This window comes from Deinococcus metalli, from assembly GCF_014201805.1.
Taxonomy (GTDB): domain Bacteria; phylum Deinococcota; class Deinococci; order Deinococcales; family Deinococcaceae; genus Deinococcus; species Deinococcus metalli.
In genome coordinates this window covers 107,346-122,743 of record NZ_JACHFK010000001.1, presented here as the reverse complement: position 1 = coordinate 122,743, position 15,398 = coordinate 107,346, and the positions used below count along the sequence as shown (strand labels likewise).

At 73.2% G+C, this 15,398-nt stretch carries 15 protein-coding genes; 7 read left to right on the top strand and 8 right to left on the bottom strand.

From position 1 onward, the window contains the following. Positions 1-25: 25 nt before the first annotated feature. Positions 26-448, bottom strand: a complete 423-nt coding sequence (locus HNQ07_RS00630; RefSeq protein ID WP_184108833.1) for a hypothetical protein — start codon at positions 446-448, stop codon at positions 26-28. 71 nt (positions 449-519) lie between these two features. Here HNQ07_RS00630 and HNQ07_RS00625 point away from each other — a divergent pair, with 71 nt between their 5' ends. After that, positions 520-1,755 (top strand): lipid-A-disaccharide synthase-related protein, encoded by a 1,236-nt coding sequence (locus HNQ07_RS00625; RefSeq protein ID WP_229831809.1) that lies wholly within the window; start codon positions 520-522, stop codon positions 1,753-1,755. Here HNQ07_RS00625 and HNQ07_RS00620 read toward each other — a convergent pair. From HNQ07_RS00620 to HNQ07_RS00595, 6 genes are all read right to left on the bottom strand, one after another. Beyond that, complete coding sequence (locus tag HNQ07_RS00620; RefSeq protein WP_184108829.1) at positions 1,752-1,985, bottom strand: M-like protein; 234 nt, start codon at positions 1,983-1,985, stop codon at positions 1,752-1,754. The genes HNQ07_RS00625 and HNQ07_RS00620 overlap by 4 nt on opposite strands. A gap of 56 nt (positions 1,986-2,041) precedes the next feature. Beyond that, positions 2,042-3,154 carry a DUF58 domain-containing protein gene (locus tag HNQ07_RS00615; protein WP_184108827.1) on the bottom strand — a complete coding sequence of 371 codons (1,113 nt, stop codon included), beginning with the start codon at positions 3,152-3,154 and terminating at the stop codon, positions 2,042-2,044. Further along, entirely contained in the window at positions 3,151-4,152 is a 1,002-nt protein-coding gene (locus HNQ07_RS00610) for an AAA family ATPase (protein WP_184108826.1), read from the bottom strand. The genes HNQ07_RS00615 and HNQ07_RS00610 overlap by 4 nt, the downstream gene beginning before the upstream one ends. After that, positions 4,149-5,594 (bottom strand): DUF4129 domain-containing protein, encoded by a 1,446-nt coding sequence (locus HNQ07_RS24325; RefSeq protein ID WP_184108824.1) that lies wholly within the window; start codon positions 5,592-5,594, stop codon positions 4,149-4,151. The genes HNQ07_RS00610 and HNQ07_RS24325 overlap by 4 nt, the downstream gene beginning before the upstream one ends. A gap of 119 nt (positions 5,595-5,713) precedes the next feature. Beyond that, entirely contained in the window at positions 5,714-7,261 is a 1,548-nt protein-coding gene (gene rpoD / locus HNQ07_RS00600) for an RNA polymerase sigma factor RpoD (RefSeq protein ID WP_184108822.1), read from the bottom strand. A 208-nt stretch (positions 7,262-7,469) separates the two neighbouring features. Continuing rightward, positions 7,470-8,663 carry a methyltransferase gene (locus tag HNQ07_RS00595; RefSeq protein ID WP_184108820.1) on the bottom strand — a complete coding sequence of 398 codons (1,194 nt, stop codon included), beginning with the start codon at positions 8,661-8,663 and terminating at the stop codon, positions 7,470-7,472. Positions 8,664-8,905: 242 nt separating this feature from the next. On the opposite strand from HNQ07_RS00595, the gene rnhB reads away from it, so the two are divergent. Together rnhB and HNQ07_RS00585 are read left to right on the top strand one after the other, a co-directional pair. Further along, on the top strand, positions 8,906-9,574 hold the full coding sequence (gene rnhB, locus HNQ07_RS00590; protein WP_184108818.1) for a ribonuclease HII: 669 nt from the start codon (positions 8,906-8,908) through the stop codon (positions 9,572-9,574). Further along, positions 9,571-10,113, top strand: a complete 543-nt coding sequence (locus HNQ07_RS00585; protein ID WP_184108816.1) for an MOSC domain-containing protein — start codon at positions 9,571-9,573, stop codon at positions 10,111-10,113. Before rnhB ends, HNQ07_RS00585 begins: the two co-directional genes overlap by 4 nt. Here the strand turns inward: HNQ07_RS00585 and HNQ07_RS00580 are convergent. After that, complete coding sequence (locus HNQ07_RS00580; RefSeq protein ID WP_184108814.1) at positions 10,110-10,916, bottom strand: GNAT family N-acetyltransferase; 807 nt, start codon at positions 10,914-10,916, stop codon at positions 10,110-10,112. The two genes, HNQ07_RS00585 and HNQ07_RS00580, sit on opposite strands and share 4 nt — an antisense overlap. A 101-nt stretch (positions 10,917-11,017) precedes the next feature. On the opposite strand from HNQ07_RS00580, the gene lepA reads away from it, so the two are divergent. The 4 genes from lepA to HNQ07_RS00560 all read left to right on the top strand — a co-directional run bounded on the left by lepA (position 11,018) and on the right by HNQ07_RS00560 (position 15,327). Then, positions 11,018-12,829 (top strand): translation elongation factor 4, encoded by a 1,812-nt coding sequence (gene lepA, locus HNQ07_RS00575; protein ID WP_184109796.1) that lies wholly within the window; start codon positions 11,018-11,020, stop codon positions 12,827-12,829. Positions 12,830-12,843: 14 nt separating this feature from the next. Next, positions 12,844-13,452, top strand: a complete 609-nt coding sequence (locus HNQ07_RS00570) for a class I SAM-dependent methyltransferase (protein ID WP_184108812.1) — start codon at positions 12,844-12,846, stop codon at positions 13,450-13,452. Between the two features lie 211 nt (positions 13,453-13,663). Then, positions 13,664-14,746 carry a sensor histidine kinase gene (locus HNQ07_RS00565; protein ID WP_184108810.1) on the top strand — a complete coding sequence of 361 codons (1,083 nt, stop codon included), beginning with the start codon at positions 13,664-13,666 and terminating at the stop codon, positions 14,744-14,746. Further along, positions 14,743-15,327, top strand: coding sequence for a response regulator transcription factor (locus HNQ07_RS00560; RefSeq protein ID WP_184108808.1), 585 nt, complete (start codon positions 14,743-14,745; stop codon positions 15,325-15,327). The genes HNQ07_RS00565 and HNQ07_RS00560 overlap by 4 nt, the downstream gene beginning before the upstream one ends. Positions 15,328-15,398 lie beyond the last annotated feature (71 nt).

Genomic DNA, 15,398 nt, shown 5'->3' with positions numbered 1-15,398 from the left:
CCTGTTCGCTGCCCGAGCGGCGCGCTCAGTTCAGGCGGCTGAGTGATGAGTCGTGGTGCTCGCCGGCGTACGTGGCGGTCACGTCCCGCAGGATGCGCCGCGCCAGACGCAGCAGGTCGTCCTCGCCGGTGCTGTCCAGCCGGAACACGCCGCCCTCGCCGTACTCGCCCTGGAACGCGCCGTCCAGGCGGCGGACGCGCACCAGCACCTCGCACAGGCCCAGCCGCAGCCACGCGGCGTGGAAACCGCCGGTCGGCGTGGGCCGCAGGCGTCCGCTGGGGTCCGGCGTGAATTCCAGCGTGACGTTGTTCAGCGGCAGTCCAGGGCCGCTCGCGCTGCGCAGCGCGTGGTACAGCGCCTGCAAAAAGGTCTCGCACGCGCGCACCTCGGCCTGGCGCCGCTCGGCGTGCCGCTGGATGACGCCCTGGAGTTCGTCGAAGTCGCTCATGGTCCGTGGTCCTGCCGGCTTCATTCCTACCACGGATGCGGCCGGCGCGGCGTGACCGCTATGCTGCCCGCGTGAGTGCCGCCCGCCCGCCCGCGCCCGCCGCCCTGCTGATCTCGAACGGCACGGCCGAGGACCTGATCGGCGCCCGGCTCGCAGGCCTGCTGGGGGACAGCTGGGATCTGCGATTTTCGCCGCTGGTCGGGGACGGCCGGGCGTATACAGACGTGCCAGGGGCGCGCTGTGTGGGCCGCGTGCTGGAGCTGCCCAGCGGCGGCTTTCCCTTCGGCAGCGTGGCCAACCTGAGTGCCGACCTGCGGGCCGGGCTGATCCGGGACTCGCTGGGCCAGTGGACGGACGCCGTGCGCGGCGCGCGGGGTGCGGGCGCGGTCGTCGTGGTGGGCGACGCCTACGCGCTGATGGTGGGCACCCTCGCCGCCCGGCGGTCGGGCGCGGCGCTGGTGCACGTGCAGCCGCTGCTGAGCGCCCAGTACCTGGACGGTCTGGGCGTGCGGGGCGCGCTGCGGGAACTGAACGCCCTGGGCGCGAACCGCCCCATGGAGTACGAGCTGGCGCTGGCCCGCCGCGCGGACGCCGTGTTCGTGCGCGACGCCCACACCGCCCGCTACTACGCGGCGCGGAGCGTACCGGCGCGCTTCGTCGGGAGCTTTGCGATGGACGTCCTGCCGCGCCCGGAACGGCCGCTGCCCGAACTGGACGGCCGCCCGGTGATGGCGCTGCTGCCGGGCTCGCGCGGCGACCACCAGGACAGCCTGCCGGTCATGCTGCGCGCGGCGGCCCGGCTGCCGGACGTGCAAGCGCTGGTCGCGTGGCCTCACGCGTGGGACCGCGTGACGCTGCCCGGCGACTGGAACCTGAACGTGATCGACAACGTGGCCGCGAGCGCGCACGGCGATGGAGCGCGCGTATGGCTGCTGCGCGGCGCCTTCGGCGCGGTCGCCCGCGCGGCGGACGTGGCGGTCGGCACGGCGGGAACCGCGAACGAGCAGCTCGCCGGGCTGGGCGTGCCGGTCGTGGCCTTCCCGACCAGCGGCCCGCAGTTCACGCCGGGCTTCGCGCGTCGCCAGGGGCGCCTGCTGGGCGCGGCCCTGACGCTCACGGCCGCCGATCCGGCCGCGGTGGCGCATCACGTCCACGCGCTCCTCACGGACGCCCGGCGGCGGGCGCGCGCCGCGCGCGCCGGTCTGGAGCGGATCGGGCCGGCCGGCGCGCTGCCCGTCATCGCGGCAGAGATCGGCCGGCTCGCCACCGAGGGACGGGCCGGCCGAGACGTCACCCGCGCGGGCTAGCGGTTCTCGTCCTGCCCCATGTTCGTGCTGGGCGGATCGCTGGCGTCCATCGTCTCCACGACAGCCTCGTCCTGCTTGTCCAGGCCGCGCTGCTGGAACTCGCCGGGCGCCTTGCTCTCGGCCTCGACCGTCGCGTCGAGTTCTCCCTGCTGGTCGGTGCGGCCCATGAACTGCAGATCGACGTTGCTGACCTGATCGGCCGCGGGGCGCTTGTCATCGTCGTGGGTCATGGGTTCACGGTACCAGGGGCTTCCCGACGCGTCTGCGGGCGCTTCCTTCATGTCACTCACGCGCCCAGTTTCAGGACACTCTGGTTGCCGCGCAGGATGTACACCAGGATGCCCGCCCCGGCCAGCGCCCCCGCCTGGCGCTCCAGGTCGCGCACCACGTCCGGCAGCCCCGACCACTGGCGCCGGGGCGTCTCGCCAGGCTCCAGGTAGAAGCCCTCGGGCAGCGCGACGATCACCACGCGGCTCGCGTGCGCCCGTGCCCGCATCGCCTGCTCGATCAGAGCGGGGCGGGGCCGGGCGGTCAGGATGAAGAGGTTGCCGCCGGTGCGGGTGGGCGGAACGGCCGGATCGCCGGGATTCAGGGCGGCGCGCGCCAGGAGCCGCAGCGCGCCCTGCACCGCCTCGCCGGTGGTGCCGGCCGGAGACGCGCTCCCGGGCAACGCGACCGACACCGGCAGCGTCAGGCCGAGCGCTTCCTGCACCAGGCTCGCGGCGAGGCGCACGGCGCTCTCCAGGTACACGTCGGTGCCCGCGCCGGTGTCCACGTAGATGGCCACGGAACTCGCGGCGGTCCGCTCGGGGTCGCGCACAGTCAGGGTGCCCGTGCGGGCGCTGAGTCTCCAGTGCACCCGGCCCGGCGGATCGCCGCTGACATACTCGCGCACGCCGCGCAGGCTGAGGGGATCGTCCAGGCCCAGGCGGCGGCTCAGGCCGCCCTCGCTGAGCAGGGGCCGCAGCAGTTCCGGCAGCACCAGGCCGTGCGTGCCGGGGTACACCAGCAGGCCCTGCGGGGCCGGCACCGGCACGGCGCGCCAGAACAGGCCCAGCGGATCGGCCCAGCGCAGCGTGGCGCCGGGCCACGCGTGCACGCCCCGGCGGTTCAGGTCCAGGGTCGTGTGGAAGTCCACGGCGACCGTGCCCATGCCCGCGCCGACCAGCGTGACAGGCACGTCCGGCACGACCGCGCGCGGCGTGGGGTCGTCCAGCGCGAAGCGCAGCGGCAGCCGGCTGTGCAGCTCGACCCGCACGCCCAGCGGCGTGCGGGTCCCCTGGAACGCGCGGTCCGGCAGGTCGCGGCTGAGGGTCACGGCGGGCGGCACGCTGTACGCCAGCCACAGCAGCGCGGTCAGAAGGGCAATGACGACCAGCCAGACCAGCAGCGCGCTCACGGACCGGCCGGGCCGGGGGTGCCGGCGGCCACGCCGTCCTCGACCGGCACCGGCACGGCGCGCAGCACCTCGGTCACCACGGTTTCCGGCGGGGTGCCCTGGAGTCGCGCCTCGATCTTGAGGGTCAGGCGGTGCGCGAGCACGGCCGGCGCGGCGAGCTGCACGTCGTCCGGCGTGACGAAGGTCCGGCCGTCCAGCCACGCCAGCGCCTGCGCGACGCCCTGCAGGGCTAGGCTGGCGCGCGGCCCGGCGCCCAGCACCACCATCGGGTGCCGGCGCGTGCGGGCGCACAGCGACGACACATACCACTGCAGGTCGCTGGCGACGTGCACGTCCCGCACGTGGTCCTGGGCGTCCAGCAGCTCGGCGGGCGTGGCGACCGCCTCCAGGGTGGTGATCGGGTGGGCCGCGCGCAGCCGCGCGAGCATCCGCACCTCCTCCTCGGGGGTGGGGTAGCCCACGCTGGTCCGCAGCAGAAAGCGGTCGAGCTGCGCCTCGGGCAGGCGGTACGTGCCCTCGTGCTCGATGGGGTTCTGGGTGGCGATTACCACGAACGGCGCGCGCAGGGTGCGGGTCACGCCGGACTCCGTGACCTGCCCCTCGCCCATCGCCTCCAGCAGCGCGGACTGCGTGCGCGGCGTGGCGCGGTTGATCTCGTCGGCCAGCAGCACGCCGGTGAAGATCGGGCCGGGCACGAACTCGAACTCGCCCGTGGCGGGCCGGTACACGCTGACACCGGTCACGTCGCTGGGCAGCAGGTCCGGCGTGAACTGCACGCGCGCGAAGTCCAGGCCCAGGCTGCGCGCCAGCGCGCGGGCCAGCATGGTCTTGCCGGTCCCGGGCGCGTCCTCGAGCAGCAGGTGGCCGCCGGCCAGCACGCCGGCCAGGCACAGCCGGGTCACGTCCTCCTTGCCGACCAGCACACGGGCAACGTTGTCCAGCACGCGGGCGGCGAAGGGCGGGGCCGGGCGGCCCGGTTCGGGGCGGGGAGTGGTCATGGGTGTCCTCTGGCGTCCGGGGGGCGGGGTGGGGGCAGGGTGGGAATCATCACGCGCAGTTCCGTCAGGGCGCGTTCGGCGGTGCCGGCGCCCGCGTCCGTGACCTGCGCACCGTAGCGCACGGGGGCGTACACGCGCGCCAGGGCGGCCAGCGGCGCGCTCAGCAGCGGCGTGTCCCGGCCGAGGCGGGCCGCGTACGCCAGCGGCGACTCGGCGGGCAGCCGGGGGCGGCCGGTGGCGTCCAGCGCCGCCTCCGCCGCGCGCCACGCCCGGCGCACGCGGTGCAGCGGCGGCGCGGGCACGCCGGGCGTGGCGGGCACGTCGTCGTCCGGGTGGTCGAGGCCCAGCGGCTCCGGGTCGGGCTCGGCCCGGCGTGCCAGGAACGCGGCCAGGGTCAGGCCCGCGAGCAGCAGCACACTCAGCGCCACCGCGACGTTCACCACGCCGCTGAAATCGAAGGTCCGGACCGGCGCGTCGAAGGAGGGTGCGCGGGTCAGCAGGCCGCCCGTCATCTCCTCGCTGGAGCGCGCCGCAGATCCAGCCCCCCCGCCGTCCGGCGACCGGGACAGCAGCACGGCCGACGCGAGGCCCACCACTCCGCCCACGATCAGGCCCAGCGCCATCAGCCGCTCGACCAGCGTGGGGGGCACGCCGCCGGCACGCGGCCGGGCGCGCCACAGGATCGACGCGCCCAGCACTACGCCCGCGATCAGGATGAGTTCCAGCGGCAGGACCGGCCGGTTCAGCGTCAGGAGGATGGGCGGGCCGGTCACGCCGGTTTTCAGGGTGGTGGGCGGACGCTCGGGGGACGGCGGGAGCGGGTCCTGGGGCCGGGCCGGGCCGCCCGCGAGCGCCGTCGCGCCTGGCCGCACCAGCGTGTCCCACAGCGACGGCCCGCGTGGGAGCAGCGCCAGCACGGCGGTCAGGACCACGGCGACCGCCAGCGGCCACCGCCACGCGGCCGGCCCCGGCGCGACGTGCCACGCGGCCGGGCGGTCGTCGTCGGCCCGGCGGGCGAGCGCGCCGCCCACCAGGGCGGGGAGCAGCAGCGCCTGCGGCGCGAGCAGCCCCAGCCCCAGCGGCGCCAGCAGCCCCGAGCGGTGCCCGGACTCCAGCCGGCTGGCGCCCACGTGCAGCAGCGAGACCGCCAGCAGCCCCAGCAGCGTGGACGTTGCCAGGCGGATCACGCCCTCAGAGGGGCCGGACAGCGCGCCCGGCGCGGCCAGCAGCGCGCCCCCCGCGACGGCCAACACGCCCAGCAGCAGCCGGCCCTGGACCCACTCGGGCCAGCGCACGCCCAGCGCGTACACGCCGCACAGCAGCGCCACCTGCGCCGGCGGCAGCAGCCCCGCGAGCGACAGGGGCAGCAGGGCCAGTCCGTAGGCGCGCCAGCCCGCGGTGTCCGGCGTCTCGGGGCCGGCCCGGACCGCCGGGACGGTCACGGGAGGGCTCCGGGCGGGGTCATGCCGGTCAGGATACGGCGGCGGACCCGTGAGCGTTCGGGGGTGTGCCACACGAACACCGCCCCGGCTGGAACGCGCGGGGCGGTGTCGGGTGACGATCAGTCGAGGAAGTCGCGGAGCTTGCGGGTGCGACTCTCGTGGTACTTGAGCTTGCGCAGCGCCTTGTTCTCGATCTGGCGGATGCGTTCACGGGTCACGTTGAAGCGCTGCCCGACCTCTTCCAGGGTGTGCTCTCGGCCGTCCACCAGCCCCTTGCGGAACTTCAGGACCATCGCCTCGCGCTCGGTGAGCTTCGACAGGGCCTTTTCCAGCTCCTCACTGAGCAGCGTCTTGGCGGCGTTGTCCACCGGCGAGTCGAGGTTCTCGTCGGGGATGAAGTCGCCGTAGAACGAGTCCTTCTCGTCGCCGATGGGTGTTTCCAGCGACACCGGCTCCTGGCTGACCTTCTGCACTTCCTCGACCTTGGTGGCGTCCCAGCCGGGGCCCATCGCCTCGGCGATCTCCTCATAGGTGGGTTCGCGGGACAGTTCCTGCTGGAGCTGCCGCGCGGTGCGGGTCAGCTTGTTGATCGTCTCGACCATGTGCACCGGAATGCGGATGGTGCGTGCCTGGTCGGCGATCGCGCGGTTGATGGCCTGCCGGATCCACCACGTGGCGTAGGTGCTGAACTTGTAGCGGCGGCGGTACTCGAACTTCTCCACCGCGCGGATCAGGCCCTGGTTGCCCTCCTGGATCAGGTCCAGAAAGCCCAGACCGCGCCCGGTGTACTTCTTGGCGATGCTGACCACCAGACGCAGGTTCGCCTCGATCAGGCCCTGGCGGGCGGCGGCGCCGTCCTCGGTCTGGCGCATCAGGCGCCGGCGCCCGCGGTCGTCCATGTCGAGGTCTTCTTCCAGCACCTTGCGGGCTTCCTCGCCCTCCTCGATGCGGCGCGCCAGCGCGATCTCCTCTTCAAGCGTCAGCAGCGGCACGCGGCCGATCTCGTGGAGGTACTGCCGCACGGGGTCGTTGCTGACCGCGCGGGGCATGTCGTCGAAGTACTTCTCCTCGTCGTCCTCCTGCGCGGCGGCCGTGGGCACCGGGCTGTCGGCGTCGAGGTCGGCGTCGTCCTCCTCGTCGTCCTCATCGAGGTCCTGCACCTCGATGTTCTGGGCGGCGAGGTACAGCTGCATGTCCTCGAAAGCGTCGGGGCTCTCCGGGTCCAGACCGTTCGCTTCCAGCGCCGTGGCGAGCGCCGTGGCAATGTCCTCGCTGGCGAGTGAGCCGGCGGCCTTCCCGCTCTTGAGCAGGTCCTGGATGCTGGGGTGCGCGTAGTACGGCTTCTCGGCCACGCCGCCCCGGGCGGGCGCGGCGGCCTTGGCGGGCTTCGCGGCGGCCCGGGGGGCCTTGGCAGGCGCCTCGGGCGCGGCGGCGCCGTCTGCTGCGTCGGCCTTCGCCTTGGCGGGTTTCGCGGCCGGCTTCGGCGCGGCCTTGGCCTTCGCGGTCGGCTCGCCGGCCGGACGGGTGCGGCTGGTCACGCCGGCGGCCTTGGTGGCGGGTTTCGTGGCGGTCGTCGGTGCGCTCTTGCTCGCGCCGGACGCGGCCGCCGCGACCGTGCCCGTGGGGGTGGCCGCGACTTTGGAGCGGGGTTTCGTGGATTCTGCCATGCGGCCTCCTGGGTCGGGCATGAACTGCGTGTGGTGGAGCGGTCTCGTCCGGCGGTGGGACACGCCGGGCACCGGAACGCGTCAGTGTAGCAAACGCGCTCCTCTCCGCCCGGATAGGGCGCACAGTGCGCGGGGCACTCGGGGGCCGTCCGGGGGATCAGAAAGATACGAGGAACAGCGGCCCGGAGTTCCCGGACGCCGCCGGGCCTCAGCGCCGCGTGGCCTGGAGCACCTTGAAGCCCCCGGCCCGCGCGAGTTCCGTGACCGGCCCCAGCGCCTGGAGCGCCGCCTCGTACGGCAGGGGATCGTTGGCGACCACCACCACGGTTCCGCCGGGCGTCAGGCGCCGGGCGGCCGCCGCGATGAACTCGCGCGCCACGTCCAGCACCACGCCGCGTCCCACGTGAAAGGGCGGGTTGGTGAGGATCACGTCGAAGGTGCGCCCCTCCAGAGCGGCGTCCACGTCCGAGTGGATCACCTCGCCGTCCACGCCGCTGGCGGTTAGCGTGGCCTGGGCGCTGCGCACACTCTGGAGGTCCGCGTCCACCAGCGTCGCGTGCGCGCCGCGCCGGGCGGCCCACGCGCCGATCACGCCCGCCCCGCAGCCCAGGTCCAGCACGCGGCGACCGTTCACGTCCAGGCTGTCGAGGGTGTCCAGCAGCAGCGCGCTCGCCCTGTCCAGTCTCGCCGCGCTGAACACGCCGGGCCGGCCCACCACGGTCACGCCGTGCGTCTCGTAGGTCTCGGGCTCGGGGTACGGCGGTGTGGGACCGGGCCGGCGCACCAGCTTCGCCACGCGCATGCCGCCGTCGCGGGCCACGGTCTCGCCCGTGCCGAAGGCCGCGCCCGCCGCGCGCACGTAGCGGTCAAAGCCCTTGTCGCGGTCGCCCGCGACGTACAGCGTGCCGCCGGGCGGGGTGTTCGCGTGCGCCCACGCAACCTGCGCCTGCGCGTAGGCGTTGCCCCGGTCGCCGGCCAGCACCAGCACCACGGTCCGCGCCCGCTCCGGCCAGCGGTCCGTCAGGGCGTCGCCCGGCACGGCCGCCAGCGGCTCCAGGCCGGCCGCCGTCAGCGCCGTGAGCGCCGCGGCCGAGCCATCCACCGCCCGCAGGGTCACGCCCGCCAGGCTGCCCAGCACGCCGCCCATGGCCGTGAGGTCCAGAACGTCGCCGCGCACGCGGTCCTTGCGCATGACCTGCGCCAGCAGCGCCTGCGCGTCGTCCAGGCCGGGAAAGCCGCGCACGCCCGGCTTGGTCAGGGCGTGCAGGCCGTCCAGGTGCGGGGGCAGCTGCGCGGGCCGCACCTCGGCGTAGCGCTCCGCCGTGGCCGGCGCCGCGTCGGCGCCGCGCCGCGCGGCGGGAGGACGGGTGAGCTTGATCTTCTGGCGGCGCCCGGACGTCATGCCCCACCGTCTATCACACCGCGCCCCGGGCCACGCCGGCACCGCCGGGATCACCCGGCCGGCGTTCCATCAATACCATCTAAATCGTTTCACACGGAGGGCGCACGTCGGCCCCCCATACTGCGGGTGTCTCACAATCCAGCTGGCCGAGTGATGCCAGTTCCACCGCCCCGCTGTAAGGCGGGGCTTACTTTGCGCCGCTCCGTCGCGCACGGCGGCCTCGCCTCTGCTACCGTCACTCCATGACCCGGCCCGCCGTCACGCCCGACTGGGCCTTTGAGCGCGAGCACTGGCGCCGGGGGTATTTCCGCGTGGCAGGCGTGGACGAGGCGGGCCGCGGCGCGTGGGCCGGGCCGGTGACCGTCGCGGCGGTGATCCTGCCGGGCACCGCGCTGGAATACCCCTTCCGGGACAGCAAGCAGCTCACGGCGGCGCAGCGGGAGGACGTCGCGGCCGAGGTGAGGCGGGTGGCGCTCGCGTGGGCGGTCGAGCACGCGTGGCCGGACGAGATCGACGAGAAAAACATCCTGGGCGCGACGCACGCGGCGGCGCTGCGGGCGCTGGCCCGGCTGGAGCCCCGGCCGCAGGCGCTGGTCACGGACTACCTGAAGCTGCGCGTGGACGTCCCGATCAGCGCTCCGCCGAAGGCCGACGCCCTGAGTTACAGCGTGGCGGCGGCCAGCGTGCTCGCCAAGACCGAACGCGACCGGATCATGCTGGAGCTGGACGCGGCGCACCCCGGCTACGGCCTCGCGGCGCACAAGGGCTACGGTGCCCCGGCGCACCGCGCGGCGCTGGACGCCCAGGGCGTGAGCGCCGTGCACCGCCGGTCGTTCGCACCGATCCGGGCGCGGCTGGACCCGCCCTCTCCCCTCTTCGCCACGTCGCCTGGACAGGAGGAGACCGCATGAGCGCGACCGTGATCGGTGTGGCCTCGGACGGCACGCACCGCTTTTCCAAGCAGCCCCGGCCCGCGATCCGCCTGCTGGCCGGCCTGGGCGTGGAGGGCGACGCGCACGCGGGCGTGACCGTGCAGCACCGCTCGCGCGTGCGGGCCGACCCCACGCAGCCGAACCTGCGGCAACTCCACCTGATCCACGCGGAACTGCTGGACGAGGTGGCCGCGCAGGGCTTCGCGGTCGCGCCCGCCGATCTGGGCGAGAACGTGACCACGCGCGGCATCGACCTGCTGGCGGTGCCGCGCGGCACCCGGCTGCACCTGGGGGCGCACGCGGTGGTCGAGGTCACGGGCCTGCGCAATCCCTGCGCGCAGATCGACGCCTTCCGGCCGGGCCTGCTGCGGGCCGTGCTGGGCGTGGACGACGCCGGTCAGCCGGTGCTGCGGGCCGGCATCATGGCGGTGGTCGTGACGGGCGGCGAGGTGCGGCCCGGCGACGACCTCCGCGTGGTCCTCCCGCCGGAACCGCACGAGGCCCTCCGGCGCGTCTAGTCCGTGGCTGGGCGCTTCTGGAATCCGAGCTGCACCTCGGTCGGCGTGAAGCCCACGCGCTCGTACAGCGCCTGCGCGTGGTACTCAGGGTCCGCCACGATCACCAGCGTGCGGGCGCCCAGATGCTCGCGCGCCCACCCGCCGGCCGTGTGCACCAGCGTGCCCGCCAGCCCCCGCGAGCGCGCGTCCGGATGCGTCTCGACGCTCTGGTAGCGGGCCACGCCCTCGCCTGCATCGAAGATGCCCAGGCCCGACAGCACCGCGCCGTCGTCGAAGGCGCCGAAGTACGCGCCGTGACCGGCTTCCTGCGCCCGGCGGTACGACGCGAGCTTGCGGCGGGAGAACTCGGCGTACCCGCTCTCCTCGTGGCCGTCCGGGTCGGCGGCGTTCACGGCCATCCGGAGGGTCAGGGCGCCGGCCCAGTCCGCGTCGGAGAGCAGCGGGCGGAACGTGGCGTCGGTGGTCACGCGCCGGGGCGGATGGGTGCGCTCCGCCGTGAGGACGGTATCGCGCAGCACGTGATAGCCAGCGTCCACGAAGGGCGCCGCGTCGCCCGCGTCGGCGCCGCCCGTGTCCACGCCGAACGCGCGGTGCGCGGCGCCCGGGTGGTGGCGGGCGAACAGCGCCTCCCAGCGCGCCAGGTCGCCGGGCACGGGCGGCGCCGGCATCAGCAGGAAGTTGCCCCACCAGAACGTGGGGTTCTGCGGCGAGCGGACCACCGTCACGTCGCCCTCGCGGGTGGTGACGCTGCCCTCGTGGCGGCGCAGGGCGACGTCGGTGAAGTAGGCCAGCGAGCGGGTCATGCCGCCAGCGTAGACGGCTCGCCCGGCGGCGGACATCCGCCGGGTGGCCTGCCGGGGCAAACGTCAGCGGCATCCGCCCTGCCCGGCGGGTGCCCGTTAGACTGCGGGGCGTGACCCACCGGCCAGACCATGTCAGGAACTTCTCCATCATCGCCCACGTGGACCACGGCAAGTCCACGCTGGCCGACCGCATCCTCGAGCGGCTGGGCGCGATGGGCGAGCGCGACAAGCGCGACCAGACGCTCGACACGCTGGAACTCGAGCGCGAGCGCGGCATCACCATCAAGTCCACACCCATCCGCCTGCAGTACACACGGGAGAACGGCGAGGAGTACACCTTCAACCTGATCGACACGCCGGGCCACGTGGACTTCAATTACGAGGTCTCGCGCAGCCTCGCCGCGTGCGAGGGCGTGCTGCTGCTGGTGGACGCCTCGCAGGGTGTCGAGGCCCAGACCATCGTGAACGCGTACCTCGCCATCGACAACAACCTGGAGATCGTGCCGGTCATCAACAAGATCGACCTGCCCGCCGCCGACCCCGAGAACGCCGCGAAGGAACTGGAGGACGTGATCGGGATTCCGGCGTCCGACGCTGTGCTCGCGTCCGGCAAGGCCGGGATTGGCATCCCCGAGATCCTGGAAGCGGTCGTGGAGCGCATTCCGCCACCGCCGGGCGACCCGGACGCGCCGCTCAAGGCGCTGATCTTCGACTCGTTCTACGACGCCTACCAGGGCGTGATCCTGTTCGTGCGCGTGCTGGACGGCACCGTGCAGGCCAAGGACCAGATCGTGCTGATGAACGCCGACCGAACCTTCGAGGTGGACAAGGTCGGCACTTTCTCGCCGGGGCTGGTTGTGGGGCAGGAACTGTCGGCGGGCGCGGTCGGGTGGGTGGCGGCCGGCATCAAGGACATCCACGACGCGCAGGTGGGCGACACCCTGACCGGCAGGGAGCGCCGCACGGCCGAGCCCTTCCCCGGCTTCAAGCCCGCGCAGCCGGTGGTGTTCTCGGGGCTGTACCCCACCGACACCGAGGACTACCGCAAGCTGCGCGACGCGCTGGAAAAGCTCAAGCTCAACGACGCGGCCTTCACCTTCGAGCCTGAGACCAGTGAAGCGCTGGGCTTCGGCTTCCGCTGCGGCTTCCTGGGCCTGCTGCACGCTGAGATCATCCAGGAGCGGCTGGAACGCGAGTACGACCTCGACCTGATCGCCACCGCGCCCGCCGTGGTGTACCGCGTGACGCTGACCAACGGCGAGATCTTCGAGACGCAGAACCCGGCCGAGTTCCCCACCCGCGACCGCATCAAGCTCGTCGAGGAGCCGTATATCAAGCTCTCGATCATGCTGCCCGAGGACTACGTGGGGCCGGTCATGCAGCTCTTGCAGGAGCGCCGCGGCTCGATGATCACCATGAACTACCTCGGCAAGCGCGTGGAGTTGCTGTACGAGGTGCCCTTCGCGGAGATCCTGTACGACTTCCACGACCGCCTCAAGTCCATCAGCCGCGGCTACGCCAGCATGGACTACGAGCAGATCGGCTACCGCGAGGGCGAGCTGCGCAAGGTGGACATCATGGTGCAGGGCGACGTGGTGGACGCCCTGGCCGTGATCGTGCACGAGGACAAGGCCTACTCGCTGGGCCGCAAGATCGTGGACAAGATGGCCGAGGTGATTCCCCGCCAGATGTTCCCGGTGCCGGTGCAGGCCGTGATCGGCGGCAAGATCATCGCGCGGGCCACCGTGAAGGCCTACCGCAAGGACGTGCTCGCCAAGTGTTACGGCGGCGACATCAGCCGCAAGAAGAAGCTGCTGGAAAAGCAGAAGAAGGGCCGCGCCCGCATGAAGCAGATCGGGACCGTGGAGGTGCCGCAGGAAGCCTTCCTGGCGGTACTGAGCACCGACGAGTAGGGAGCACGGTAGACATGGCGAGCGCCCGGCACGTGCAGCGTCTGTACGACCGCCAGGCAGCCACCTATGACGCCCGGACGGCCTCGCGCCGGCTGGACGCCCTGCGCGCCGCGCTGTTCGTGCACGCGTCCGGCGACGTCCTGGAACTCGGGGTGGGCACCGGCGCGACCTTCGCCCACTATCCGGGCACACTGCGGAGCCTCACCGCCCTGGAGATCAGCGGAGAAATGCTGGCGCGGGCGCAGGCCAGAACAGCGAACCTGCCGTTTCCCGTACGGCTGGTCCAGCACGACTACCAGACCCTGCCCTTCGAGGCGGCGAGCTTCGACACGGTGACGTCCTCGCTGGGCCTGTGCGGCATTCCCGACCCGGCCCACCTGTTCGGCGAGGTGCGGCGGGTGCTGCGCCCCGGCGGACACCTGCTGGCCCTGGAACACGTGCGGCCCCCGCAGGCCTGGCTCGGCCTGCTGTCAGACGGCATCGATCCACTGTTCGAGCACGTCGTCGGCTGTCATGCCAACCGCCCGACTCCCCGCCTGCTGCGGGAGGCCGGCTTCACCGTGGACGTCCTGGAACGCCGCCTGGCGGGCCTGCTGGTCACGCTGCGCGCCACCCCCACCTGACCGCAACCACCCCACGCCTCCCCGGCCCGCGCGGACGCCGGAACCGGGGGTCGCGCTCAGCACCGTGCCACACGCACCCGCACCGCTGGTCTGGCGGTCATTTTCGCGCTCCACGACATCATCTACCCTGCCGGGGGTGGGGCTTGACAAAGCGCGGCCGGTCCCGCAGGGCGTGAGGGTTCTGTCAGAGGGCGCCCCGTACGCTGCACCCATGAGTGCGCGCAGCGTTCCCCTGCCCACCGAGGCGCCGACCACGGCCGCCCGGCGGAAGCGGCCGGCCACGCTGCGCGCGCAGTTCACGCTGGTGATCTTCATGCTGGCCTTCTTGCCCAACGTGGTGCTGACCTTCATGGCGCAGCCCAGCGTGCCCGCCGTCAGCTTGATTGGGTGGATGGTCGTGGTGGGTGGGTTGTGCGCCGCCGTGGGCTACCTGCTCAGCGGCACGCTGCTGCGCTCCCTGAGCCTGCTGCAGTCCGAGGTGGAACGCGGCGACTTCGCGCAGCCACACCCGGACGACCCCGCCGAGATCCTGTCGCTGAGATCCGCCTTCGGGGACCTGCTGGGCCGCCTGGGCGTCGAGCAGACGCGCCGCAACGCCTTTATCGCCACGTTGGTGCACGACCTCAAGACCCCGCTGATCGCCACCGGGCACCTGACCAAGGTGCTGACCACACTGCCCCTGCCGGACGCCGAGAAACGCGAGGTCGGCGTTCAGATCCAGGCCGAGACGACCCGCCTGCTCGCGCTGGTGCAGCAGATGGCCGATGCCCACCGCTTCGAGCGCGAGGACGTGCAGATCCACCCGGACCCCACGGACCTGCGCGCCCTGCTCGACAACGTCGCCCGCCGCGTGCAGCCGCAGGTCACGGAGCGCGGCCTGAGTCTGCTCGTGACCGGTCACGGCGAAGCCGACGTGGACGCCCGGGTGCTCGAACGGGCCGTCATCAACCTCACCGAGAACGCCCTGCGCTACGCCACCCGCGAGGTCGTCCTGAGCGTCACGCCGCGCGGCGTGGTCGTGTCCGACGACGGCCCCGGCCTGAGCGTCCCGGTCTCGGAACTCGCGCAGCCCTTCAACACGCAGCCCACCACCATCGCCGGCCAGCAGTACACCGCCGGCACCGCCGGACTGGGCCTGTTCATCGCCCGCCGCATCGCCGAGGCCCACGGCGGCGGCCTGCACTACGACCGCGCTCCACCGGACACGCCGCCCGATCCCGACCGACCACCCGCCGACGCCCCCCTGCCCGTCCACACGCACTTCACCCTGCTCCTCCCGGAGGTCACCCCATGAGACTCGTAATCGCCGACGATCACCCGCTGTTCCGTATGGGCCTGAAGTACGCCCTGATCAACCAGGGCTTCGACGTGGTGGCCGAAGCCGCCGACGGCCTGGCCGCGCTGGACGCCTGCCGCACCCTGCAGCCCGACGCGGCCCTGCTGGACGTCAAGATGCCCGGCATGACCGGCATCGAGGTGTGCGAACGCCTGCGCCTGAGCAACCCGCACGTCGTGTCGGTGCTGATCACCACCTTCGCCGAACCCGCCATCGTGCAGGCGGCCCGCGCCGCCGGAGCGCGCGGCTACGTCAGCAAGGAAACCGACCCCGAGAGCCTGGCGAGACAGCTGCGCGACATCGTCGCCAACCCCGAGATCGACCGCCTGCCGCACGTGAACGTGCCGCGCCTGACGCCCCGCGAGTCCGAGGTGCTGCCCCTGCTGGCGCAGGGCTACTCCAACAAGGAGATCGCCAAGAACCTGGGCGTGTCGCCCGACACCGTCAAGGACCACCTCGCCCGCCTGTACGCCAAGCTCGACGCCGGCGACCGCACCGAGGCCGTCAGCCGCGCCCGCAGCATCGGTCTGCTGACCTGACCGCCGCCCTGCCTTGGCCGGGAGCCGCCCGTGAGCGGCTCCCGGCGCTGCATGTGCGCTCCGGACGCTGT